Origin of the sequence: Kribbella sp. NPDC023972 (assembly GCF_040639075.1) — a bacterium.
GTDB lineage: Bacteria > Actinomycetota > Actinomycetes > Propionibacteriales > Kribbellaceae > Kribbella.
On sequence record NZ_JBEZZH010000012.1, the window covers coordinates 1 to 22506 of the forward strand.

At 68.4% G+C, this 22506-nt stretch carries 21 protein-coding genes, 2 tRNA genes, 1 pseudogene and 1 riboswitch; of the genes and pseudogenes, 13 read left to right on the forward strand and 11 right to left on the reverse strand.

Annotation, left to right across the window (positions count from 1 at the left end; genetic code table 11):
• Positions 1 to 59 precede the first annotated feature (59 nt).
• The 4 genes from AB0F43_RS33290 to AB0F43_RS33305 all read right to left on the reverse strand — a co-directional run bounded on the left by AB0F43_RS33290 (position 60) and on the right by AB0F43_RS33305 (position 5947).
• Positions 60 to 1115: a ribonucleotide-diphosphate reductase subunit beta gene (locus AB0F43_RS33290; protein ID WP_360486076.1), complete on the reverse strand. Its 1056-nt coding sequence runs from the start codon at positions 1113 to 1115 to the stop codon at positions 60 to 62.
• The gene (locus tag AB0F43_RS33295; RefSeq protein ID WP_360486079.1) at positions 1112 to 3655 is read right to left on the reverse strand and encodes a ribonucleoside-diphosphate reductase subunit alpha; all 2544 of its coding nucleotides are present in this window, start codon (positions 3653 to 3655) and stop codon (positions 1112 to 1114) included. The genes AB0F43_RS33290 and AB0F43_RS33295 overlap by 4 nt, the downstream gene beginning before the upstream one ends.
• 132 nt (positions 3656 to 3787) lie before the next feature.
• Positions 3788 to 3944: riboswitch (cobalamin riboswitch) on the reverse strand.
• Positions 3945 to 4010: 66 nt separating this feature from the next.
• A complete protein-coding gene (locus AB0F43_RS33300; RefSeq protein WP_360486082.1) occupies positions 4011 to 4592 on the reverse strand; it encodes a DinB family protein in 582 nt (193 codons plus the stop codon).
• Positions 4593 to 4672: 80 nt separating this feature from the next.
• Positions 4673 to 5947, reverse strand: a complete 1275-nt coding sequence (locus AB0F43_RS33305) for a Fic family protein (protein ID WP_360486085.1) — start codon at positions 5945 to 5947, stop codon at positions 4673 to 4675.
• 153 nt (positions 5948 to 6100) lie between these two features.
• On the opposite strand from AB0F43_RS33305, the gene AB0F43_RS33310 reads away from it, so the two are divergent.
• Both AB0F43_RS33310 and AB0F43_RS33315 read left to right on the forward strand, forming a co-directional pair.
• Positions 6101 to 6928: a class I SAM-dependent methyltransferase gene (locus AB0F43_RS33310; RefSeq protein ID WP_360486088.1), complete on the forward strand. Its 828-nt coding sequence runs from the start codon at positions 6101 to 6103 to the stop codon at positions 6926 to 6928.
• Between the two features lie 31 nt (positions 6929 to 6959).
• Positions 6960 to 7592, forward strand: a complete 633-nt coding sequence (locus AB0F43_RS33315; protein ID WP_360486091.1) for a class I SAM-dependent methyltransferase — start codon at positions 6960 to 6962, stop codon at positions 7590 to 7592.
• A 41-nt stretch (positions 7593 to 7633) separates the two neighbouring features.
• Here AB0F43_RS33315 and AB0F43_RS33320 read toward each other — a convergent pair whose 3' ends face one another.
• From AB0F43_RS33320 to AB0F43_RS33330, 3 genes are read right to left on the reverse strand one after another with little or no spacing between them, the layout of a single operon-like run.
• Positions 7634 to 7831 carry a hypothetical protein gene (locus tag AB0F43_RS33320; protein ID WP_360486094.1) on the reverse strand — a complete coding sequence of 66 codons (198 nt, stop codon included), beginning with the start codon at positions 7829 to 7831 and terminating at the stop codon, positions 7634 to 7636.
• A 9-nt stretch (positions 7832 to 7840) separates the two neighbouring features.
• Entirely contained in the window at positions 7841 to 8692 is an 852-nt protein-coding gene (locus tag AB0F43_RS33325; protein WP_360486097.1) for a 3-methyladenine DNA glycosylase, read from the reverse strand.
• Positions 8689 to 9177 carry a GNAT family N-acetyltransferase gene (locus AB0F43_RS33330; RefSeq protein WP_360486100.1) on the reverse strand — a complete coding sequence of 163 codons (489 nt, stop codon included), beginning with the start codon at positions 9175 to 9177 and terminating at the stop codon, positions 8689 to 8691. Before AB0F43_RS33330 ends, AB0F43_RS33325 begins: the two co-directional genes overlap by 4 nt.
• Before the next feature lie 41 nt (positions 9178 to 9218).
• Here AB0F43_RS33330 and AB0F43_RS33335 point away from each other — a divergent pair, with 41 nt between their 5' ends.
• From AB0F43_RS33335 to AB0F43_RS33345, 3 genes are read left to right on the forward strand one after another with little or no spacing between them, the layout of a single operon-like run.
• A complete protein-coding gene (locus AB0F43_RS33335) occupies positions 9219 to 10007 on the forward strand; it encodes a fumarylacetoacetate hydrolase family protein (protein WP_360486103.1) in 789 nt (262 codons plus the stop codon).
• Positions 10000 to 11535 carry a glutamate--tRNA ligase gene (gltX, locus tag AB0F43_RS33340; protein WP_360486106.1) on the forward strand — a complete coding sequence of 512 codons (1536 nt, stop codon included), beginning with the start codon at positions 10000 to 10002 and terminating at the stop codon, positions 11533 to 11535. The genes AB0F43_RS33335 and gltX overlap by 8 nt, the downstream gene beginning before the upstream one ends.
• A complete protein-coding gene (locus AB0F43_RS33345; RefSeq protein WP_360486109.1) occupies positions 11535 to 12443 on the forward strand; it encodes a CPBP family intramembrane glutamic endopeptidase in 909 nt (302 codons plus the stop codon). The genes gltX and AB0F43_RS33345 overlap by 1 nt, the downstream gene beginning before the upstream one ends.
• A gap of 39 nt (positions 12444 to 12482) precedes the next feature.
• On the opposite strand, the gene AB0F43_RS33350 is transcribed toward AB0F43_RS33345, so the two are convergent.
• Together AB0F43_RS33350 and AB0F43_RS33355 are read right to left on the reverse strand one after the other, a co-directional pair.
• A complete protein-coding gene (locus tag AB0F43_RS33350) occupies positions 12483 to 13073 on the reverse strand; it encodes a transposase (RefSeq protein ID WP_360486112.1) in 591 nt (196 codons plus the stop codon).
• A gap of 547 nt (positions 13074 to 13620) precedes the next feature.
• Positions 13621 to 13680 (reverse strand): annotated as a pseudogene (locus AB0F43_RS33355) (hypothetical protein); the annotation flags it as partial.
• 214 nt (positions 13681 to 13894) lie between these two features.
• On the opposite strand from AB0F43_RS33355, the gene AB0F43_RS33360 reads away from it, so the two are divergent.
• Positions 13895 to 13966, forward strand: a tRNA-Gln gene (locus AB0F43_RS33360).
• A 78-nt stretch (positions 13967 to 14044) separates the two neighbouring features.
• Positions 14045 to 14120, forward strand: a tRNA-Glu gene (locus tag AB0F43_RS33365).
• A gap of 43 nt (positions 14121 to 14163) precedes the next feature.
• Here the strand turns inward: AB0F43_RS33365 and AB0F43_RS33370 are convergent.
• The gene (locus tag AB0F43_RS33370) at positions 14164 to 14469 is read right to left on the reverse strand and encodes a hypothetical protein (protein ID WP_360486115.1); all 306 of its coding nucleotides are present in this window, start codon (positions 14467 to 14469) and stop codon (positions 14164 to 14166) included.
• 149 nt (positions 14470 to 14618) lie between these two features.
• Here AB0F43_RS33370 and AB0F43_RS33375 point away from each other — a divergent pair, with 149 nt between their 5' ends.
• Both AB0F43_RS33375 and AB0F43_RS33380 read left to right on the forward strand, forming a co-directional pair.
• A complete protein-coding gene (locus AB0F43_RS33375; RefSeq protein WP_360486118.1) occupies positions 14619 to 17381 on the forward strand; it encodes a LuxR C-terminal-related transcriptional regulator in 2763 nt (920 codons plus the stop codon).
• Between the two features lie 7 nt (positions 17382 to 17388).
• Positions 17389 to 17898: a 2'-5' RNA ligase family protein gene (locus tag AB0F43_RS33380; protein ID WP_360486121.1), complete on the forward strand. Its 510-nt coding sequence runs from the start codon at positions 17389 to 17391 to the stop codon at positions 17896 to 17898.
• Positions 17899 to 17916: 18 nt separating this feature from the next.
• Here AB0F43_RS33380 and AB0F43_RS33385 read toward each other — a convergent pair whose 3' ends face one another.
• Entirely contained in the window at positions 17917 to 18636 is a 720-nt protein-coding gene (locus AB0F43_RS33385; RefSeq protein ID WP_360286824.1) for an IclR family transcriptional regulator, read from the reverse strand.
• 107 nt (positions 18637 to 18743) lie between these two features.
• Here AB0F43_RS33385 and leuC point away from each other — a divergent pair, with 107 nt between their 5' ends.
• The 4 genes from leuC to AB0F43_RS33405 all read left to right on the forward strand — a co-directional run bounded on the left by leuC (position 18744) and on the right by AB0F43_RS33405 (position 22467).
• Entirely contained in the window at positions 18744 to 20207 is a 1464-nt protein-coding gene (leuC, locus tag AB0F43_RS33390) for a 3-isopropylmalate dehydratase large subunit (RefSeq protein ID WP_360486124.1), read from the forward strand.
• Between the two features lie 11 nt (positions 20208 to 20218).
• Positions 20219 to 20818: a 3-isopropylmalate dehydratase small subunit gene (gene leuD, locus AB0F43_RS33395; RefSeq protein WP_360486127.1), complete on the forward strand. Its 600-nt coding sequence runs from the start codon at positions 20219 to 20221 to the stop codon at positions 20816 to 20818.
• Positions 20819 to 21073: 255 nt separating this feature from the next.
• On the forward strand, positions 21074 to 22219 hold the full coding sequence (corA, locus tag AB0F43_RS33400; RefSeq protein ID WP_360486130.1) for a magnesium/cobalt transporter CorA: 1146 nt from the start codon (positions 21074 to 21076) through the stop codon (positions 22217 to 22219).
• 62 nt (positions 22220 to 22281) lie between these two features.
• A complete protein-coding gene (locus AB0F43_RS33405; protein ID WP_360486133.1) occupies positions 22282 to 22467 on the forward strand; it encodes a hypothetical protein in 186 nt (61 codons plus the stop codon).
• The last annotated feature ends 39 nt before the right edge of the window (positions 22468 to 22506 follow it).

A 22506-nucleotide genomic window follows, 5' to 3' on the forward strand; every position in this document is an offset into this window, starting at 1 on the left:
CGGCGCCGCCGTGGGCGGCGGGGGGGGGGCCGCGGGGGGCGCCCGCGCCAGACTCCGGATCAGTCCCAGCTCAGTCCGCTCGCGGACTGGTACTCGATTACTCGGGTCTCGAAGAAGTTCTTCTCCTTCTTCAGGTCCATCACCTCCGACATCCAGCCGAACGGATTGCGGGTCTCGCCGAAGATCGGGGCGAGGCCGATCTGCTCGGCGCGGCGGTCGGTGATGAAGTGCATGTACTGCTCGCACAGCTCCGCGGTCAGGCCGAGCATGCCGTTCGGCATCGTCGCCCGGCCGTACGCGACCTCGAGCTCACACGCCTCGGTCAGCATCTGCCGCACCTCGGCCTGGAAGTCAGTCGTCCACAGGTGTGGGTTCTCCTGCTTGATCTGGTTGATGCAGTCGATGCCGAAGTTCAGGTGGATCGACTCGTCGCGCAGGATGTACTGGTACTGCTCGGCGATCCCGACCATCTTGTTCCGCCGGCCGAGCGACAGGATCTGCGCGAACCCGGTGTAGAACCACATCCCCTCGAACACCACGTAGAACGCGATCAGGTCGCGCAGGAACGCGGTGTCGGCCTCCGGCGTCCCGGTCCGGAACTCCGGGTCCTCCAGGTGCCGGGTGTACTTCAGCGCCCAGGCGTCCTTGTCCGAGATCGACGGCACCTCCCGGTACATGTTGAACAACTCGCCCTCGTCGAGGCCGAGCGACGTACAGATGTACTGGAAGGTGTGCGTGTGCACGGCCTCCTCGAATGCCTGGCGCAGCAGGTACTGCCGGCACTCGGGGTTGGTCAGCTGCCGGTAGACGGCGAGCACGATGTTGTTCGCGACCAGCGACTCCGCGGTGGCGAAGAAGCCGAGGTTGCGCTTGAGCATCAACCGCTCGTCGTCGGTCAGGCCGTCGCGCGCCTTCCACAGCGCGATGTCGGCTTGCATCGACACCTCGGTCGGCATCCAGTGGTTGTTGCAGCCGGCAAGGTACTTCTCCCAGGCCCAGCGGTACTTCAACGGCAGCAGTTGGTTGACGTCGGCCCGCGCGTTGATCATTGCCTTGTCGGCGACGTGAACCCGCTCCGCGCCGACCGCGATCTCTCCCAATCCGGTCGTCGTCACTGGCAGGCCTCGCAGTCTGGATCGTCGATGGCGCAGGCGGCTCCGGTCGGTTCAGGCAGGCTCACGGGTACGGCGTTGAGCCGACCGTCGGTGCCCTGCAGAGTCGACTTCTCCACGTGGGTCGCTGACTGGGAACGCAGGTAATAAGTCGTCTTGAGGCCATGACGCCATGCCGACCGGTACAACTCGTCCAGCGCGCGGCCCGACGGTGCGGACATGTAGAGGTTGAGCGACTGTGCCTGATCGATCCACTTCTGGCGCCGTGACGCCGCCTGCACCAGCCACCGCGGGTCGATCTCGAACGCGGTCGCGTACAGCTCGCGCAGGTCCGCCGGGATCCGCTCGATCCCGGCCAGGACGCCGTCGTGGTACTTCAGGTCCGACACCATCACCTGGTCCCACAGCCCGCGCGCCTTCAGGTCGGCGACCAGATACGGGTTCGCGACGGTGAACTCGCCGGACATGTTCGACTTCACGAACAGGTTGCTGTACGTCGGCTCGATCGACTGGCTCACCCCGCAGATGTTGGAGATCGTCGCGGTCGGCGCGATCGCCATCACGTTGGAGTTGCGCATCCCGACACGCTGAACCTTCTCTCGCAGCGCGTCCCAGTCGAGTCGCTTGCTCTCGTCAACGATCACGTCGCCGTCCCGGGCAGTCCGCAGCAGCGCGATCGAGTCGATCGGCAGGATGCCCTGGCTCCACAGCGAACCGTCGTACGTCGAGTAGCGGCCGCGCTCGGCGGCGAGGTCACTGGACGCCTCGATCGCGTGGTAGCTGATCTGCTCCATCGAGCTGTCCGCGAAGGCGACGGCCGCATCGCAGGCGTACGGGATCCGCAGCGTGAACAAGGCGTCGGCGAACCCCATCAGGCCGAGGCCGACCGGGCGGTGCCGGTGGTTCGCGCGCTCGGACTCCGGTGTCGTGTAGAAGTTCACGTCGATGACGTTGTCGAGCATCCGGACCGCCGTCTTGACGGTGTCGCGGAGCAGCTCGGCGTCGAGGCCGTCGCCGGTGAGATGAGCAACCAGGTTGACCGAGCCGAGGTTGCACACCGCCGTCTCGTCGACCGTGGTGTTCAGCGTGATCTCGGTGCACAGGTTGGACGAGTGGACCACGCCGTCGTGCTGCTGCGGCGACCGCAGGTTGCAGGCGTCCTTGAAGGTGATCCACGGATGCCCGGTCTCGAACAGCACGGTCAGCATCCGTCGCCACAGCTCGACCGCCCGGACCCGCCGGAACACCCTGATCTCGCCGCGATCCGCGGCTGCCTCGTAATCACGGTAGGCCTCGGCGAAGGCGGCGCCGTACAGATCGTGGAGGTCGGGAACCTCGTCGGGGGAGAAGAGGGTCCAGTCGCCGTCCGCCTCGACTCGCTGCAGGAACAGGTCGGGAACCCAGTTCGCCGTGTTCATGTCGTGGGTCCGGCGCCGCTCGTCGCCGGTGTTCTTGCGGAGGTCGAGGAACTCCTCGATGTCGATGTGCCAGGTCTCCAGGTAGGCACAGACCGCGCCTTTGCGCTTGCCGCCCTGGTTGACCGCGACCGCGGTGTCGTTGGCGATCTTCAGGAACGGTACGACCCCCTGCGACTCACCGTTGGTGCCGCGGATCTTGGCGCCGATGCCGCGGACCGGGGTCCAGTCGTTGCCGAGGCCGCCGGAGTACTTGGCGAGCAGGGCGTTGTTGCGGATCTTGGTGAAGATGCCGGCCAGGTCGTCCTGGACGGTGGTCAGGAAGCACGACGACAGCTGCGGCCGGGTGGTGCCGGAGTTGAACAGCGTCGGCGTGGACGACATGAACCGGAACGAGCTGAGCAGCTCGTAGAACTGGATCGCCCGCGCCTCCCTGTCGTCCTCGCGCAGCGCCATCCCCATCGCGACCCGGAGGAAGAACGCCTGCGGCAACTCATAGCGGACCTTGTCGATGTGCAGCAGGTACCGGTCGTAGAGGGTCTGCAGACCGAGGAACGCGAAGTCGAGATCCCGCTCGGGCTTGATCGCGGCGGCGAGCCTGGTCAGGTCGAAGCTCGCCAGCTCCGGGTCGAGCTGGCCCGCCTCGATCCCGGTCCGGATGTACGCCGGGAAGTACTCCGGGTACGCCGTGGTCATGTCGGCCTGGCTCGCCTGACGAACGTCACCGTAGACGCGGCCGAGGGCTTCGCGGCGGATCTGGTCCAGCAGCAGGCGGGCCGCGGCGAAGCTGTACTGCGGCTCGGTCTCGACGTACGACCGGGCAGCCATCACCAGCGCGAGCTCGACCTCGTGCTGGGCGATGCCGTCGTAACACGAGCCGAGGGTCTCGTCGAGGATCAGCTCCGGGTCGACCGCGTCGAGGCCGGCCGCCGCCTCCGCGACGATCACGCGCAGCCGGTCGATATCCAGTGGTGCGCCGGCGCCGCCGGCGGAACGGACGGTGATGGCGGGTTTCTCGGCGATGTCGGCCAGTTCGGCAGTACTGCTGCCGTCGCGTCGTACGACGGTCAGCTCGATCGACCGGGCCGGTTGGTCGGCCGTCGGTTGCGATGAGGAAGTGACGGTCACAGAAGCTCTTTCCGCAGGAGTTCGAAGGACCGCGACTCGTGAGTGGGGCGCACGACGGGACAGGCAGCACCGGCCGGGTCTACTGCCGTCACGCCCTGCGACCCACCCTCGAGGTCTCGGACCGCGCGCACCGGCGGTGCACGCGCCGGTGGCAGGTACTCGGACTCGTGGAAGGACTCCACTCACCGTTGCGGGGCAGCTCCGGACTCGCACCGGATTCCCCTCTTGCCTCGGCGTGGCCCACATCTTGTGGTGCCGGCCACTCCGAACCACCAGCAGTAGTGATGCTAGGCGCCCGACCCTAGATCTTGTGGCAACGCCACGCCGCGTGTCGCACATCTTGTGGCCGCCCGCCTCACGCGGCCGCCGCGTAGAGATCCTGCAGCGTCATGATCTCCGAACCGTGGTGGATGAGCTCGCGGTTGAGGCGCAGTACGACGTGGCCGAACGGCTCATGGGCGTCGAGCTCGGTCGCCTGGCTGAGGCCGACCGTCATCACCTGCTCCTCGTCCAGCGCGGCGATCGAGTCCTGCCAGGCCTCCACCCAGTGCGTCAGCCAGGCGACCGCATCCCGGGCGTTGCCGTGCAGCGTGATGTCCGCCCGCCCCTGCCGGCTCTCCCCGAATGTCCACTCCCAGCGCTCGAAGAACAGCTCGGTCAGGTGCGCGATCAGCCACGCGATCGTGCGGGGACCGCGATGATCCGGCTCGTCCGGCCACTGCGCGACCCACTCGCCGGAGCCGAGTGGTCGGAACCGGCCGGCATAGTGGCGCCGGACGACGGTCAGCGCCTCACCGCTCGGCTGCCAGAAGTACTGCTCGTCGGTCAGCTCCGCGAGCCGGCCGGACAACACCATCCAGCTGAAGCCGAGCTGCCCGCGCACCATCGCCATCGCCGATGGGCGGTACAGGATGTCCCAGTCGAACGGCTCCGGCATCACGGTTCCTCACACTCCCGGGTGGAGTTTGCGGCAAGATCGAACATGTGTTCGAATTGTTGCCCGACGGGAGGAGAAAGTCAATGTGCACGGTGTGTCGGTTCTGGTCTCGACGGCACCGGCCTGGTAGGCGGTTCGATCCTGGTATCGGCGGCCGGGCTGGCGAAACGTCGTTCCAGCAAGGTGAAGGCGTCGATCAGCTCGGGTGCCTCGTAGACGCGGTTTCGCCGGCCGTCGGTGATCTCTCGCAGGATGCGTACGTCGACCAACCGGGCGAGCGCCTGGTTGGCGGCCTGCTGCGACCGGTCGATCAGCCGAGCCGCGGCGGCCAGCGTGAGCACCGGTGCCGCCGGCAGCGTCTCGATCAGCAGCTCCACGGCCGAGCCGGCCCGCACGGGTGCGGCGCGCTCCCGCCAAGCGGCCTTGAGGTCGGCCGCGGTGCGCTCGAATCGGGCGGCCTCCGCGGTGGCGTGACTACACGCGGCGGCGAACATGAGCAGCCACTGGTTGGCCGCCGTCCGGGCCCGCGGACTCGTCGGCTTGCCGGTGTGCCGGAAGGCGGTGAGTGCTTCGACGTACTGGGTCGCGTGAGTCGCGAGCGACAGCGACACCGGCGGCACGGTCCGCTCGACCAGCCCTTCCGCGCGCAGGATCAGGTGGATCAGCGCGCGGCCGGTCCGGCCGTTGCCATCGGCAAAGGGATGGATCGTCTCGAACTGGGCGTGCGCGATCGCGGTCTTCGCCAGCACCGGCAGGCGCGACTCGCGCACAAAGGTCATCAGGTCGGCGAGGAGTTCGGGGACCAGTTGAGCGGGCGGCGGGACGTAGTACGCCTCGGCGGGGGAGCGGCCACCGATCCAGTTCTGCAGATACCGGATCTCACCGCCGAACTCCGGCGACGGCGAATGCGCCATCAGCCGTCGATGGGCCTCCAGCAGATGCTCGACCTCGAGCTTGTCGCCGGCCTGGACGGATTCGGTCACCCAGGTCATCGCGTCGACCGCGCCGAGCACCTCCTCGGCGGTCACGTCACGCTGCGGGTCCCGCAGTACCTCCGCCTTCAGCAGTCGCCGCGCTCCGACGACCAGCCCTTCGATCTGCGACGATCCGACCGCCTCGGCCCGCAGCAGCAGCCGCGCCAGCGCTTCACTGTTCGTCAGGACGGCGGCCGTCGCGTCGAGCCGGCCGAGATCCCCGGCCGCGTCCTCCAAGGCGGCCAGCACGTCCTCGCTCAGGTCGAACACCCGCCCGGCCAGCGGGTCCGGGAAGTACAGCTCGTACGACCCGCCCAAGCGCTCCGCCCGGGTGAACCCGTCCGGCTGCCCAGGCCATCGATGCAACTCCACCCGAGCCATAACAAGCTCCTTCCTTGTTCAAGCTTAGCTCATAATCTTGAACAAGGAGCTGCCCGGGACTGAGGAGGATCCGCGATGAGCATAAGCGTGGAGGTGTGGACCCGGGCTTGGGCAGACTGGGCTCAGGCTCAGGGCGGACGAACGGAGGCGCCGGTGACGTTGGACGCGGAGACTCGGCGGATGGTGGCGGCCAACGAGGCGGACTGGGATGCCCGGGCGCCGCTCCATGCCGCGAGTGGGTTCTACAGCCAGCCGGCGGAGTACTGGTTCGCGGACTACGAGTGGCTGGATCTCGGCCCGCTCGAGGATCGCGACGTACTGCATCTGCAGTGCCACCTCGGGACGGAGACGATCGCGTTCGCGCGTCGTGGGGCGCGGACTGTCGGCCTCGATCTGTCCGCGAAGTCACTCGAGGAAGCACGCCGGATCGCGGCTGAAGCGGGGCAGCCGGTCGAGTATGTGCACGCCGATGTGTACGACGCCGTCGAGGCGCTTCAAGGCCGCCGGTTCGACATCGTCTACACGGGCAAGGGCGCGCTCTGCTATCTCCCCGATCTGCAGCACTGGGCGAACGTCGTCCGCGATCTCCTGAAACCCGGCGGCGTCCTCTACATCGTCGAGTTCCATCCACTCCTCAACGCGCTCCGGCCGGTCTCGCTCCCCGGTGAGTCCGACGACCTGACCATCCGCACCGACTACCTCGAAGGCCGCGGGCCGATCGCCCACGAGTCGACCGTGACGTACACCGGCGACGAGGTGCCCGGCCGCCAACGCAGCTACGAATGGCGCCACGGCCTCGGCGAGCTCGTCACCACGCTCGCATCCACCGGGCTCGCCATCACCACCCTTCGAGAGTCCGAAGTCCTGCAATGGCCCCGCTGGCCTTCGATGCAGCAAACTCCGGAAGGCTGGTGGCGGCTCCCCGACGAGGCCCCGCGAGTCCCGCTGCTCTTCGCCTTGAAGGCGACTTTGCCGGCGTGACTGGGACGATCGCGCTTCTAGGATGAGTCGGATGAATGACGACGGGCGGGCGCAGCGCGAGAGCGATCTGATCAGCTACTACACCCACGAGGTTCAGGACCGCAAGGATCGGGAGCTGCCGGCCTCCAGGATCGAGCTGCGCAAGGGTTTTCTCGACCAGCTCCACGCCGAGAGGCGCCGGTCGGTGGTCGAGATCGGTTGTGGTCCTGGCCGCGACGGTGAGGCGTTCTCGGCGGCCGGGCTCGACTACACCGGCGTCGATCTCGCGCCGGCCAGTGTCGAGGCTTGCCGCTCGTTCGGCCTGAAGGCGTACGTCGCTTCGGTCCTCGACCTGCCGTTCGAGGACGCGACCTTCGAAGCCGGCTGGACGATGAGCACGTTGCTGCACGTCGCCGACGCGGATCTCGACGACGCGTTGGCGGAGATCGTGCGCGTGGTGCGGCCGGGCGCCCCGGTGGGGATCGGACTGTGGGGTGACGACGTGGGCGGGGAGCGGGTCTGGCAGGACGACAGCGGCCATGGGCCTGGGCGGTTCTTCTGCATCCGCACCGACAGCGCGATAAAGGAAATTCTCGGCCGCCACGGAACCGTCGAGCAGTGGCAGGCCCGGCGGGATGCCGGGCCGATGCACTATCAGTGGGCAGTCCTGCGCACGCCGGCCTGACCCATTCCGCTGCGCGGCGTCCGGGTCGCCGCCTGCTCCTGTTAGCGGCGTTGCTGCGGTCCGCGGATCGCGACGTACAGGAGTGAGACGCCGCCGGCGGCGATGATGGGCCCGACGATGGCCCAGAAGCTGCTGCCGGTCATGGAGCTGCCTTCGAGGTAGCCGAGGCCCTGCAACGTGAAGATCGCCCCGGACACGGTCAGCAGCACTCCGAGTGCGATGGCCACGATCTTCCCCATGAGATGACCCTAGCCGAGCAGGTCGTCGCACAGCGCGACGAGTCGCAGGCGGAGCGGACGCGCGCGCGTGGCGAAGGAGCGCTGAGCGGTCGCGTACTCCGCTTTGCCCGCGGGAGTCTCGATCGCCACCGGCTCATATCCCAGCCCGGACAGGTCGTACGGCGAGGCACGCATGTCGAGGGTACGGATGTCGCGAGCCAGCTCGAAACAGTCCAGCACCAGCGAGCTCGGTGCGAACGGCATCAGCTTGCCGGCCCACTTGTAGAGGTCCATGTTGGCGTGCAGGCAGCCGCCTTGTTCCAGTGCGGGCTGGGATTCGCGGGTGGGTTGGAGGACGTTCAGCCCCCGCGCGGGCGCGGTGAAGAAGCGGAAGGCATCGAAGTGCGAGCACGCGATCTTGTGCGACTCCACCACTCGATCGGTGCCTTCGGCACCCAGTCGCAACGGCCACTTCTGATGCCGTACGTCGGACGTCCGGTAGACCATCGCCCATTCATGCATCCCAAAACAGCCGAACTGTGGCTGGCGATCCGCGGTCGCCGCGAGCAACTGCCGGATCCACTGGATGCTGTCGCGGCGCCGGTCCACTGCGGCCGGATCCAATAACGCAGCCCCGTCGGCGTACGTGTAGCCGCAGCGTCCGTCGTACTCGACCGCACCCATGAGCCGCACCCCGGGGCCGGGGTGCCAGACGCGGAGTTGGCTGGGCCGGGTGGGGTAGTAGGTGAAAAGGAAATCCTCGACCGGGTGCGCCTCGCGGCGCCTCCGGCGGTCCAGGTGGTCCGCGACCAGGGCGTCGACGCGGAGACGATGGGCGTCAGCCAGGGACGTCCAGTCGGAGCGGGTCAGCGTGGCAGTCACAGGTCCAGTGCGAAGGCGTAGAGATCGACGTTGGTGATGGGCGACCAGTCGCGTTCGGGCAGGCGGACGAAGCCGAGGCGCTCGTAGATGCGGTGCGCGGACGCCATGTACGCCGCGCTGCTCAGAACGACCCGGGACAGCCCGAGCTCGCGGCACCGGTCGATGCAGCGGACGGTCAGAGCCGTCCCGATCCCCAGTCCGCGCGCGCGTCCTGACACCGCGAGCATCCGGAACTCGCCCTCGTCGTCCAGCCCGATCTCGCGATAGACCGAGCCGGGTGGGCAATACGTCACCGTCCCGAGCAGTGCGTCACCGTCGGTCGCGACCCACAGCTCGGCCTTGGCCGCCCGGTCCGCGGCGTCGCGCAGGATCGAGGCGTAACCGGATCCAGCCGGCAGGAACCCGTCGTACGCGTACGCCTCGACGGCCAGCTCGCCGGCGGCGTCGTACTCGCTGGGCAGGGCCAGTCGGATGTCCACCGTCACCGGATAACTGTCTCATCCCGCGCCGACGGTAGGCTCGGCCCGTGCGTATCGCCAGATTCTCCGTGGACGACGAACCGAAGTACGGCGTCGTCGAGACCGACGACCCCGAAGGCCTCGTCGGCACCGTCTCCGTACTCGACTCGGACCCGCTCTACCGGCCGGTCCAGTTCACCGGGGAGAAACTGCAACTGGCCGACGTGCGGCTGCTCGCACCGGTGATCCCGCGCAGCAAAGTGGTCTGCGTCGGCCGGAACTACGCCGCGCACGCCGAGGAGCTCGGCAACGAGATCCCGACCGAGCCGATGATCTTCCTGAAGCCGAACACCTCGGTGATCGGCCCGCGCGACGGCATCGTCTACCCCGAGCAGACCAACAACCTGCACTTCGAGGGCGAGCTGGCGATCGTGATCGGGCGGATCTGCCGCGACCTGCCCAAGGAGCGGGTCAACGAGGTGATCTTCGGCTACACGGTGGCCAACGACGTGACCGCGCGGGACCTGCAGCAGTCCGACGGGCAGTGGGCCCGGGCCAAGGGGTACGACACGTTCTGCCCGCTCGGCCCGTGGATCAGCACCGAGCTCGACGTGTCCGACCTGCGGGTCTCCACGACCGTGAACGGCGAGGCGAAGCAGGACGGGCGGACCTCGCAGTTCATCTTCGACATCCCGGAGGTGCTGGCCTACATCACCTCCTTCACCACGCTGCTGCCCGGCGACGTGGTCCTCACCGGCACCCCGGCGGGTGTCGGCCCGATGCTGCCCGGCGACGAGGTGTCGGTCAGCGTCGAAGGAATCGGAACTCTGACGAACAAGGTGATCGTGCGTGACTGAGCGGCCAGCCTCCTCCGACAATGATGTCCTGGGCGGCCTCGAACCCAACCAGGTACGGGTGCGGTTCCCACCGTCGCCGACCGGTCTGCTGACGGTCGGCAACATCCGCAGCGCGCTGTTCAACTGGGCGTTCGCCCGCCACTACGGCGGCAAGCTGGTGCTCCGGATCGAGGACACCGACCAGTCCCGGAACACCCCGGAAGCCCTCGCGTACACGCTGGAGTCGCTGCGCTGGCTCGGCCTGAACTGGGACGAGGGCCCGGAGGTCGGTGGCGAGTACGGCCCGTACCTGCAGTCCGAGCGGATGGACCTGTACGCCGATGTCGTCGAGAAGCTCCTCGCGGCCGGCAAGGCCTACCACTGCTACTGCTCGCAGGAAGAGCTCGACCAGCGCCGCGAGGCCGCCCGCACCGCCGGGCAGCACAGCGGGTACGACGGCCACTGCCGCAACCTCAGCGACGAGCAGGTCAACGCGTACGTCGAGGAAGGCCGTCGGCCTGTGGTCCGGCTGCGGATGCCCGACCGCCCGATCGTGTTCGAGGACCTGGTCCGCGGCGAGATCACCTTCCTGCCGGAGAACCTGGGCGACTACGTCCTGGTCCGCGCGAACGGGTACCCGCTGTACCCGCTGGTGAACCCGGTCGACGACGCGCTGATGGAGATCACGCACGTGCTGCGCGGCGAGGACCTGCTCCCGTCGACGCCGCGGCAGATCGCGCTCTACGAGGCGCTGGCAGAGATCGGCGTCGGCGGCGGCCGGACGCCGCGGTTCGGGCACCTGCCGTTCGTGATGGGTGAGGGCAACAAGAAGCTGTCGAAGCGCGACCCGGGCTCCGGTCTCGGCGAGTACATGGAGCGCGGCTTCCTGCCCGAGGGCCTGCTGAACTACCTGGCTCTGCTCGGCTGGTCGATCGCCGAGGACCGCGACGTCTTCACCATGGCCGAGATGATCGAGGCGTTCGACATCCGCAAGGTGAACGCGAACGCGGCCCGGTTCGACCCGAAGAAGTGCGAGGCGATCAACGCGGCGCACATGCGGATGCTGCCCGCGGACGACTTCGCCACCCGGATGATCCCGTTTTTGGCCAAGGAGGGCGTCCTGCCGGCCGAGCCGTCGGCCGATCAGCTCGACGTCCTGCGGGCCGCCGTACCGCTGGTGCAGGAGCGGATGAACACGCTGTCGGAGTCGGTCGACATGCTCGGCTTCCTGTTTGTCGACGAGGCGGCGTTTACGCTCGATCCGGACGCCGCCGGCAAGGTGCTGACCGGTGACGCGGGCGCCGTCCTGGAGGCGTCGGTCAAGGCACTGGCCGACGTCGAGTGGACCACCGAGGCGATCGAGGCGGCGTTGCGTACGTCGCTGATCGACGGCCTCGGCCTGAAGCCGAAGAACGCGTTCGGCCCGGTCCGGGTGGCGATCTCCGGACGCCGGATCTCGCCGCCGCTGTTCGAGTCGCTGGAACTGCTCGGCCGGGAGAAGTCGCTGCACCGGCTCGAGCAGGCCCGCGCGTCGTTGCCGGCGGAGTAATGGCTGACCTGACCCCGGCGCCGTACCACCGGTTGCTGCGGAACCCGTCGACCCCGAGCGGATACGTGATCCTCGGGGCTTTCACGATCTTCGCCGGATGGATCTTCACCAGCCTGGTGATCCTGTCGGTCCAGCAGAGCATCCGGAAGGACCCCGAGGGCACCGTCTCCTGGTTCGGGCTGCTCGCGACGAACCTGTCGCTGATCGTGCTGATCCCGCTCAGCATGCTGGTCGCCCAGAAACTCAACCGGCAGGCGCCGGGGTTGTTGTCCTCGGTGGTCGGCAGGCTGCGGTGGCGGTCGCTGGGTTGGTTCGCGGCGGCCGCCGTACTGCTCGAGTTGGTGATGCTGGGCGTCATCCAGCTCGGCGGTGTCGAACTGCTGGGCGACGGCAACGGCGGGGTCGCGCCCGATGCGGCCGGGGTGATCGCTGTCACGTTGCTCACGTCGACGTTCCAGGCGGCGGGTGAGGAGTACTTCTTCCGCGGGTACCTGTTGCAGGCGATCGGTGCGCTGGTGCGGAGCTCGGTGGTGGCGGTGCTCGTCACCACGGTGCTGTTCACGATGGCGCACGGGATCTGGCCGTGGGAGAGCCCGGCGTTGTTCATCGACCGGTTCGCGTTCGGCCTGGTCGCCGGGTTCCTCGTCGTACGAACCGGTGGGCTGGAGGCGTCGATCGCGGCGCATGCGGCGAACAACGTGGTGACGTTCGTGTTCGCCGCGTTGACCGACAGCGTGGGCGCCAGCCTCGGGGCCGACGACGCGCCCTGGTCGCTGGTGGCGGTGGACGTGGCGAAGTTCGTGGCGTTCGGTCTGGTGGCGTTGTGGCTGGCGCGGCGGACCAAGCTGGCGGCCGTGTGCGATCTGCCGCTGACCGCCGCTCCGCTGCCCGGCAAGAGACTGGTTTGACGTCCTCCCCGGCCTGAAGGAACAGGGATTCCAACTCTCCTACGCGGAGGTAGCGAGTTGAGGTTCACGCTTCGACGAGACCCCTGGTGGCGTCTCTCGGCGTGCGCTGACGGCCCGTCCGGCCGCGATGTTGACTGCCGCATTCACATCGGCGTTCGCCTGATGCCCGCAGGCTGCGCACCGGAAGGCCGCTTGGCTCTTGCGGTTTCCCGGTGCGCGATGCCCACAGACGCTGCAGGTCTGCGACGTGAACGCAGGATTCACTTTCTCGACCCGGCCCGCGGCCTTGCGCTCCAGGCGCCGGACCAGCAGTCCCCAGCCGTTGGCGAGGATCCCCCGGTTCAGTCCGGCCTTGGCGCGGCGACGGTTCGGAAGATAGCTGCCCAACCGTTCGGGATCGGGTTTGGGCTTGGGTCGCCTGGTCATCTGCGCGACCCGCAGGTCCTCGATGCGGATCACGTCGAAGCGGCGGGCGAGGGCGGTGCTGGTCTTCTCGACCCAGTCCTTGCGTCGGTCGCCGGAACGGGCGTGCAGCTTGGCGATCGCGGCCTGCACCCGCCTGCGGCGTTTTGAGCCGGGGACGGCAGCGGGCCAGGCGACGTTGCATGCACTTGAGCCGTTCCTGCTCACGGTCCGACAGCCCAGGACACGACAGGAGTTCGCCGGTGGACAGCGCGGCCGAGACGGTGACGCCGCGGTCCACGCCGACAACCTCACCCGTACCAGGTGCGGGGATCGGCTCCGGGATCACGGCGAACGCGAGGTACAAGCGACCCGCCCGGTCGCGGGTGATGCGGTACGACCTGGCCTCGGGAACGGCACGCGACAGGCGGAACCGGACCCAGCCGACTTTGGGCACGTTGACCTTGGCCCACTTCCGGCTCAGCTTCACGATCCGTGACGCCTGGGGACCGACGATGCGGAATCCCTCGTGCAGCCCGGCCTTGCGCCAGGTCGGGCGCCGGTGGGTTCCTGCGTAGAAGTTCCTGGCGGCCTGGTCGAAGTCGCGCAGTGCCTGCTGTTGCACGGTCTGCGACCCGGCCCTCAGCCAATCGAACACGGCCCGCGCTTCGGTCAACTGGCGGCACTGCTCCGCGAAGCCCGGCGTCGCGGCCCTGTCGGGGGTCCACATCGACCACCGCTCGAGCGCCAGGTTCCACACATACCCGGCATGCCCACAGTGGCCCAGCAGCCCAGCCTGCTGCGCGGCACTCGGGTACAGCCGGTAGCGGGACATGCCACCCACTCAGTCAGCCAGGACCGACAGTCCCCGCTCTCCGAAGGGAGGCGGTCGCGGTACCTCCCCGCCCTGAACGACGGGGTTTGCCCGCGTCAACTCAGGTGACAAGGCCGCCGGGGGCCCGTTTTGGTGTCCGGGCCCTTGCTCGGGTACTCTCTTCGAGCCAGGTTGTGAGGGCGGAGACAAACTCACAGCAGCAGTGAAATGCCTTTGGGGTATGGGGTAATTGGCAGCCCGACTGATTCTGGTTCAGTTAGTCTAGGTTCGAGTCCTAGTACCCCAGCGGATTGGACCGCGCCGATGGAAATCGGTAGAGTTCAACCTCGTTGCCCGGCCCGCAAGGACCGGTCGACAAACCTCTGGCCCCGTTGTGTAGCGGCCTAGCACGCCGCCCTCTCAAGGCGGTAGCGCGGGTTCGAATCCCGTCGGGGCTACCAGAGAAAGCGCCTCTCACCATCAGGTGGGAGGCGCTCTTTGGTTTCAGGCGAGGCGGGCCTGGCGACGTCGGTACAGCCAGGCGCCGGCGATGGCGATACCTGCTCCGCCCACGGCGGATGCACCTGCTTGCACGACCTCGACCGCGGTGTCGTCGACCGCCACGCTGGAGTTGATGGGGGCCTGGTAGCTGGAGTAGTCGGGGTAGTTCGGCGGGCCGGGGTCGCGCGGCACGACTGCGGCCGGCCCGGGCTTCTCCGGCGGTACCTTCGCGGTCGACTCGGACGCCGTGAACGCAACGGCGGCTACCGCGAGGGCGGGTACGGCGATGATGGAATACCTCTGGTTCATGGCTCCTCCTGGCGGGGTTTCGTGTCCTCTCACAGTCCGTCCGCGGATGGCATGGGCACATCGGGCATCCGAGCACAGCTCGCCGCCGCGTTTCCTTAGCCAGTTGCTGCCAACGCCTTACCGATGACGGACGGGCGCATGATGGTGGTGTGGGCGGGGCGATGGTCGGCCGCGAGGAGGAGCTCGCGCTGATCCGGAGTTTGATGGCCCGACTGCCGAGGGCGGCGTCGGCCGTTGCTGTTGTGCGGGGCGAGGCGGGAATCGGGAAGACCACACTGGTTCGTGCCGCCGTCGCGGAGGCCGACGCTGCCGGGTTGGAGATCCTGAGCGGCGCATGTGCGCCGTTGTCCGGCACGGTGGCGTACGGCGGGCTGGATGCTGCACTCGGGGCGGGCCGGGAAAGCGCCGGCAAGGTGTTCACGTCGCTCGCGGCGGGTCGCGCGTGGGCCGTCGAGTCGATGCTGCGCACGGTAGGAGCACTCGCCGAGCGCGGGGCGGTGCTCGTCGTCGAGGACGTGCACTGGGCAGATGTGTCGACGCTCGACTTCATCGCGTACCTGAGCCGCAACCTCCCCCCGACTGGTCTTCTGGTCTTGCTGACCTGGCGAGACGACGACACCGACCCCGAGCGGGCGCGGTGGCTGAGCGAGCAGTTGCGGAGTCCGGCCGTCACCGACGTGCCGCTCCACCGGCTCACGCTCGAGGAGACCGGCCGTCAGCTGCCGGAGTGCTCCGTGGAGTTGGTGGCAGCGGTGTACGGGCGCAGCGCGGGCAACCCGTATCTCAACGCGGAGCTCGCTCGTGGCGATGCGGAACCGTCGGAGTCGCTGCGCCAGGCGCTGCTTTCGAGGCTCGACGCCGTCGAGGCGCCGGCCCGGCTGGTGGTCGCTGCCGCCGCGACTCTTGGCCGGGCGCTGACCGACGACGAGATGCTTGTCGCGGCTTCCGGTGACCCCGACGCCGTCTGGCAGGCCTGCGAGTCCGGCCTCGTGGTGCGCGAGCCCGGACGCGGGTCGTCCGCTCGGCACCCCGTATTGGCCGAGGTCGCGTACGAACGGCTGTTCTCCCGTGATCGGCGACAGCTGCACAGCAGGATGGCGACGCACCTGGAGGCGGTCCTGCCTGCGCGGCCGAGCGCGGCCACGGTCGCGGAGGTGGCCGAGCAGTGTCGGCGCGCAGACGACCCCGAAGACGGGCTCCTCTGGTCGGTGCGCGCTGCGGTTGCGGCCGAGCAGAGGTACGCGATCGCGGAGGCCGGCCACTGGTACGCCGTGGCCGCGTCGCTGTGGGATTCCGCCCGCAAGGCGCGGGACGACGTACCCGAGAAGCTGGCACTGCTCGTCTCCGCGGCGACACACCTGGCGTCTATCGGTCAACCGGCCAGAGCCATGGCGCTCTTGAAAGGCGACCTGACTCGCATGTCCGATGCGTCCGAGGAGGTCGTACGCGCGGCACTCGCCCGCTGCTGGCTCGGAACCACCGTGGGCGACACTGACCAGGCACTGCGCGACGTCGACCTCGCTCAGCAGTTGACAGCTCCGCAGGACGAACTGACCTGGGCCCGGATCTGTGCCGGCCGCGCGATGGCGCTCGGCACCTGCTCGCGCTGGGACGAAGCGGCGGGCCCGGCCAGGACCGCGCTCGAACTCGGCGCGAAGACCGGTGACACTCGTACGGTCGGCACGGCTCATGCCCTGCTCGGTCTCCGGGCTGGTCTCGAAGGTCGCCTGTTCCAAGCGCTTGAGCATCATCAGACGGCATTCGCGATCGCGCACAAGCTGGCCGAACCCGAGGATCTCGCCCTGGCCGGCGTCGTGCTGACCGACGTCCACTGGCGGTTCGGAGACCCGGACCGAGCCGCGCGGGTCGCGGCCGTCGTGCGGCGGGAGGTCGGTCGACTGATGCTGGGACGACACTGGCTGGAGGACATCATGGACGGCAACGTCGTCCAGGCGCTCTACGAGGCGGGTCGGTGGGACGAGGCCATCGCGTGGATGCCCGACCCAACCGAGCCGTCCGATCTGGGCTTCTTCCAGGCAGTGCTACAGCTGGTTCACCTGGCGCGTGGTGACCTCGCAGCTGCTGAGGAACTGCAAGCACAAGCCGCATCACTCAGCGAGCGTGATCAACCGCAGTTCCTGTGCCAGTACGGCGAGGCTCGGGCCCGTCTCCTGCTCCAAACGGGACATCCCGACGTGGCGCTCGAACTGGTGTTGTCGATCGCCGAGACGATGACCGAGAGGCACCTGGGGCCTGAGGCGGCGGACCTTCTGCTGGTCGGCCTAGAAGCTGCAGTCGGCGCCGCGCCCGAGCGGCTCGAACAGCTGGTCGCGCTGTTCGGTGGGGCAGCACAGGGCCGCATCGAGCCGGCCGTGAGCGCAGTCATCGATGCTGAGCGCTCCCGGGCGGTCGGTGCTCCCGACCCCGACCTGTGGCTGATCGCGGCGCGGGAGTGGGCCACGATCGGCCGGCCTCACGACGAAGCGTGGGCACACCTCCGCGCCGCCGAGGCGGTCCTCGCCAGCCGGCGCGGCGCCGCGGCCCGGCGTACCGCCGCCGAACAACTCATCACCGCACGACGTCTGGCTGAACGCCTCGGTGCGGCTCCGCTGCACGAGGAGATCGACAAACTCGCCCGACTCGCCCGCGTCGACACAGGGCCACGGCGCACGGCCGCTGACCGGACAGAGCCCGCGCAGGAGCCAGCGACTCTGACAGACCGCGAGCAACAGGTCCTTGCTCTGCTCGCCGACGGTCTCACCAACCGGGAGATCGGCGATGCCCTCTATATGAGCCCCAAGACGGCAAGCGTCCACGTGACGCACATCCTCGAGAAGCTCGGCGTCGAGAGCCGGGTCCAGGCCGCCGCCCTGGCCGTGCGTCTCGGGCTCGACAAACCCCAGCCACTGTAGGTCCGTTATGGCGTTGGCCGTCTGTCTTCTGTTCGATCGGCGTTCCGACCGGATCCTGCGGGGATTGTGGGATCGGCTGGAGGATCTCGGTGTGCCGACGTTGAAGTCACACACGCACGGCCGGCATGTGCCGCACCTGTCGCTCGCGGTGTTGCGGGAGTGGGACCACGAGAAGGTCCTCAAGGCCGTCCAGCCACTGATGGGGCCTAGCAGTTTGTACTTCGATGCGGTCGGAACGTTCCGGCGCGGTCGGGCCTGGCTGGTGCCTGCGGTCGGCGTGGAACTGATGCAGCGGCAGCGGCAGGTGGTCTCGGCTGTGACCGAGACGGGCGCTGAGCTTCACCGGCATTACGAACCAGGGCGGTGGGTGCCACACTGCACCCTCGCACCTCGCGTGCCACTGGTCGCCTTACCGATCCTTGCGGCCGCCGTGTACGACGTACTGCCACTGGAGACGACCGTTGACCACGCCGCGCTGATCGACAGCAGCACCGGTCAGGTGTGGCCGCTGCCTTGATTACTCGAAGGCGCAGCGTTACTCGGAGGCGCGGCGCAACGCCTCGGAAAGGCGCTCGGCGGCGGCCATCACGGCGGGGGCGTGCATGCGGCCGGGTTGACGGGAGAGGCGCTCGATCGGGCCGGAGACAGACACGGCGGCGATCACCTTGCCGCTGGGGGAGCGGACCGGAGCCGACACGGACGCGACGCCCTGCTCGCGTTCGCCGACGGAGTGGGCCCAGCCGCGACGCCGTACGCCGGCCAGCGCGGCGGCGTTGAAGGTCGCGTTGTGAAGGCCGCGGTGCATCCGCTCCGGGTCCTCCCAGGCGAGCAGTATTTGGGCAGCGGAGCCGGCCGACATGGTCAGTTGGCTGCCGACCGGAACCGTGTCGCGCAGACCGGACGGGCGCTCCGCGGCCGCGACACAGACGCGGTACTCGCCCTGCCGGCGGAACAGTTGCGCCGACTCACCGGTGATGTCGCGCAGCCGCGCCAGCACCGGGCCCGCGGTCGCCAGCAGCCGGTCCTCACCGGCCGCGGAGGCCAACTCGCTCAGTCGCGGGCCGAGCACGAACCGTCCCTGCATGTCCCGGCCGACCAGCCGGTGGTGCTCGAGCGCGACCGCCAGCCGGTGGGCGGTCGGGCGGGCCAGCCCGGTGGCCGCGACGAGTCCGGCCAGGGTCGCCGGCCCGGACTCGAGCGCGGACAGAACGAGGGCTGCTTTGTCGAGAACGCCGACTCCGCTAGAGTTGTCCATGAGACGATATTGCCGTCTCGAATCGTGGAACGCAAGTCGCTTCTGTGGCCTGATCCAGAGCACTGTGAGCGATAGCACCTCATCACAAACCTCAAAGGAGAAGTCTGATGGGCAGGACGTTGTCGGAAAAGGTCTGGGATGCGCACGTCGTGCGCCATGCCGACGGAGAGCCCGACCTCCTCTACATCGACCTCCACCTGGTGCACGAGGTGACCAGCCCGCAGGCGTTCGACGGGCTCCGGCTGGCCGGCCGGCAGGTACGGCGCCCGGACCTGACCATCGCCACCGAGGACCACAACGTCCCGACCTTCGATGTGGACAAGCCGATCGCCGACCCGGTGTCGCGGACCCAGGTGGACACGCTGCGGAAGAACGCCGAGGAGTTCGGCATCCGGATCCACACCCTGGGCGACCCGGACCAGGGCGTCGTGCACGTGATCGGCCCGCAGCTCGGCCTGACCCAGCCCGGGATGACGGTGGTCTGCGGTGACAGCCACACCAGCACGCACGGCGCGTTCGGCGCGATCGCCTTCGGCATCGGCACCAGCGAGGTCGAGCACGTGCTGGCCACCCAGACCCTGATGCAGGCCCGGCCGAAGACGATGGCCGTCACGGTCGACGGCGTACTGCCCGACGGTGTCTCGGCCAAGGACCTGGTGCTCGCGCTGATCGCGAAGGTCGGCACCGGCGGCGGCCAGGGCTACATCGTCGAGTACCGCGGCGAGGCGATCCGCGCGCTGAGCATGGAAGCCCGGATGACGATCTGCAACATGTCGATCGAGTGGGGCGCCAAGGCTGGCATGATCGCGCCGGACGAGACCACGTTCGCCTACCTGAAGGACAAGCCGCACGCGCCGCAGGGTGTCGACTGGGAGGCTGCGGTCGAGTACTGGAAGAGCCTGGCCACCGACGAGGACGCCACCTTCGACCGCGAGGTCGTGCTGCGCGCCGAGGACATCGCGCCGTTCGTCACCTGGGGCACGAACCCGGGCCAGGGGGTGCCGCTGTCGGCGAAGGTGCCGTCGCCGGACGACTTCGACAACGACAACGACAAGCGCGCCGCCGAGCGTGCCCTGGAGTACATGGGCCTCGAAGCCGGTACGCCGATGCGCGAGATCCACGTGGACACGGTGTTCCTGGGCTCCTGCACCAACGGCCGGATCGAGGACCTGCGGGCCGCGGCCGGGGTGCTGGCCGGCCGGAAGGTTGCCGAGGGCACCAGGATGCTCGTCGTCCCCGGCTCCGGCCGGGTCCGGCTGCAGGCCGAGGCCGAGGGCCTGGACAAGATCTTCAAGGACGCCGGCGCCGAGTGGCGTGGCGCGGGCTGCTCGATGTGCCTGGGCATGAACCCGGACCAGCTCGCCCCGGGTGAGCGCAGCGCCTCCACGTCGAACCGGAACTTCGAGGGCCGCCAGGGCAAGGGCGGCCGGACCCACCTGGTCTCGCCGCTGGTCGCCGCCGCGACCGCCGTCACCGGAACCCTTGCGGCCCCGGCGGACCTGCAGCCGCTGGACAGCGTTCTGCCTTCGGCCCCACCCCAACCCACCCCGGCCGTACCCGAGAACGTCTGAGAAGAGGAGTCATGGAAGCCTTCATCCAGCACATCGGTACGGCGGCTCCGTTGCGCCGCAGCAACGTCGACACCGACCAGATCATCCCGGCCGTCTATCTGAAGCGGGTCACCCGGACCGGGTTCGAGGACGGGCTGTTCGCGGCCTGGCGCAACGATCCCGAGTTCGTCCTGAACCAGCCGGAGTACGACGGTGTCTCGGTGCTCGTGGCCGGTCCGGACTTCGGCACCGGGTCGTCGCGTGAGCACGCGGTCTGGGCGCTGCTCGACTACGGGTTCCGGGTCGTGGTGTCGTCACGGTTCGGCGACATCTTCCGGGGCAACTCGGGCAAGGCCGGACTGCTCGCCGCGTTGGTGGACCAGGACGTCGTGGAGCAGTTGTGGACCACGATCGAGGCCGACCCGGGGACCAAGATCACGGTCGACCTGGAGCACAAGACGATCTCGGCCGGGGACCTCGTGGCGCCGTTCGACATCGACGACTACACGCGCTACCGGCTGCTGAACGGTCTCGACGACGTCGGCATCACCTTGTCGCACGAGGCCGACATCGCCGCCTACGAAGCGACCCGGCCGAGCTTCAAGCCGGCCACTCTGCCCGCAAAGGCCTGACGCTGCAGAGTTATCGCCGCCGTAACGTGCAGGATCTCGGCGGCGATAACTCTGGTGTTACCCTTGCGTGGTTGTCAGCACAAGGCTTGCGAGATCTGGGAGGTGAGGCGCTCATGAGCAGCGATCCCTCCAGACATACCGATCTCGCTCGACCTTCGAGAGGCTGATATCTCCTTCTCTTGATGCGGCCCGCGTGCCGTGGGGTCGGGCAGACGTGTGCCCACAGACACCCGCACCACCGCATCTGGAGGACTCATGTCCGACCTGCGTACACGCACGCTTCGCGCGTTCAGCCGCACCCCGTCGATCCGGGCCGCCCGCCGTACCCTGCCGGACCGTCCCGTCGAGCAGCCGGTCCGCGACACCCCGAAGCCCAAGGGGCACAGCGTCGTCGACAGTGCGATCTACTGCGACGGCCGCCGGGTCGCGTCGCCGGAGTCGCTGGCCGAGACCTATCACGTCCTGCACAAGTCGCCGAAGAGCCTGGCCTGGATCGGCCTGTACCGGCCGGACCGGCGCGAGCTCGCCTCGCTGGCGCAGGAGTTCGACCTGCACGAGCTGGCCATCGAGGACGCCATCCAGGCCCATCAGCGGCCGAAGCTGGAGCGCTACGGCGACACGTTGTTCGTCGTCCTCAAGGCCGCCCGCTACCGGGACGCGACCGAGGAGGTCGAGTTCGGCGAGGTGCACGTGTTCGTCGGACCGGACTTCGTGGTGACGGTCCGGCATGCCGAGGCGCCCAACCTGGCCGCGGTACGGCGCCGGGTCGAACGTGATCCGGAGTTGCTCGAACGCGGCACCGAGGCGGTCCTCTACGCGATCATGGACAAGGTCGTGGACGGGTACGCGCCGGTGGTCGCCGGCCTGGAGAACGACATCGACGAGATCGAGACCGAGGTGTTCCGCGGCGATCCCAAGGTGTCGCGGCGCATCTACGAACTGTCCCGTGAGGTGATCGAGTTCCGGCGCGCGACCCGCCCACTGGTCGGCATGCTCGAGGCGCTGCGCGGTGGCTTCGAGAAGTACGGCGTCGACGAGGAACTGCAACGGTCCCTGCGCGACGTGGCCGATCACGTCACCGAGGTGGTGGAGAAGGTCGACGGGTTCCGCGAACTGCTGCGAGACATCCTGACCGTGAACGCGACGCTGGTGGCCCAGCAGCAGAACGAGGAGATGAAGAGCCTCGCGATCGCCAGCAGCGAGCAGAACGAAGAGGTGAAGCGGATCTCCGCGTGGGCGGCGATCCTGTTCGCCCCGACGCTGATCGGCACCGTCTACGGGATGAACTTCGACGTGATGCCGGAGCTGCACTGGCAGTACGGCTACCCGTTCGCGATCGGCCTGATGGCGTTGGTCTGCGGAGGTCTGCACCAGATCTTCAAGCGCCGCGGCTGGCTCTGAATGTTTGGTGCCTTCGGCGGGCACTGGTCTTCAGACACCCTTGAAGACCTTGGAGGCGGACCATGTGGTTGTTCCTGCGCCGGCGCCTGATCATGTGGGTGGTGCTGGCGATCGCCGTACCGTTGCTGGACTACCTGCTCGGCAAGGTAGCGGACGAGTTGCGTGCCAGGAAGGGCGACTCGGCCGTCACCCGAGGCCTCGACACGGCCCAGTCCGGGCTGCGAACATTACGCGGCAAGCGTCGCTGAGGTGGTCCCTGGATCGTCACTGTTGGGGACCGGCTCGTT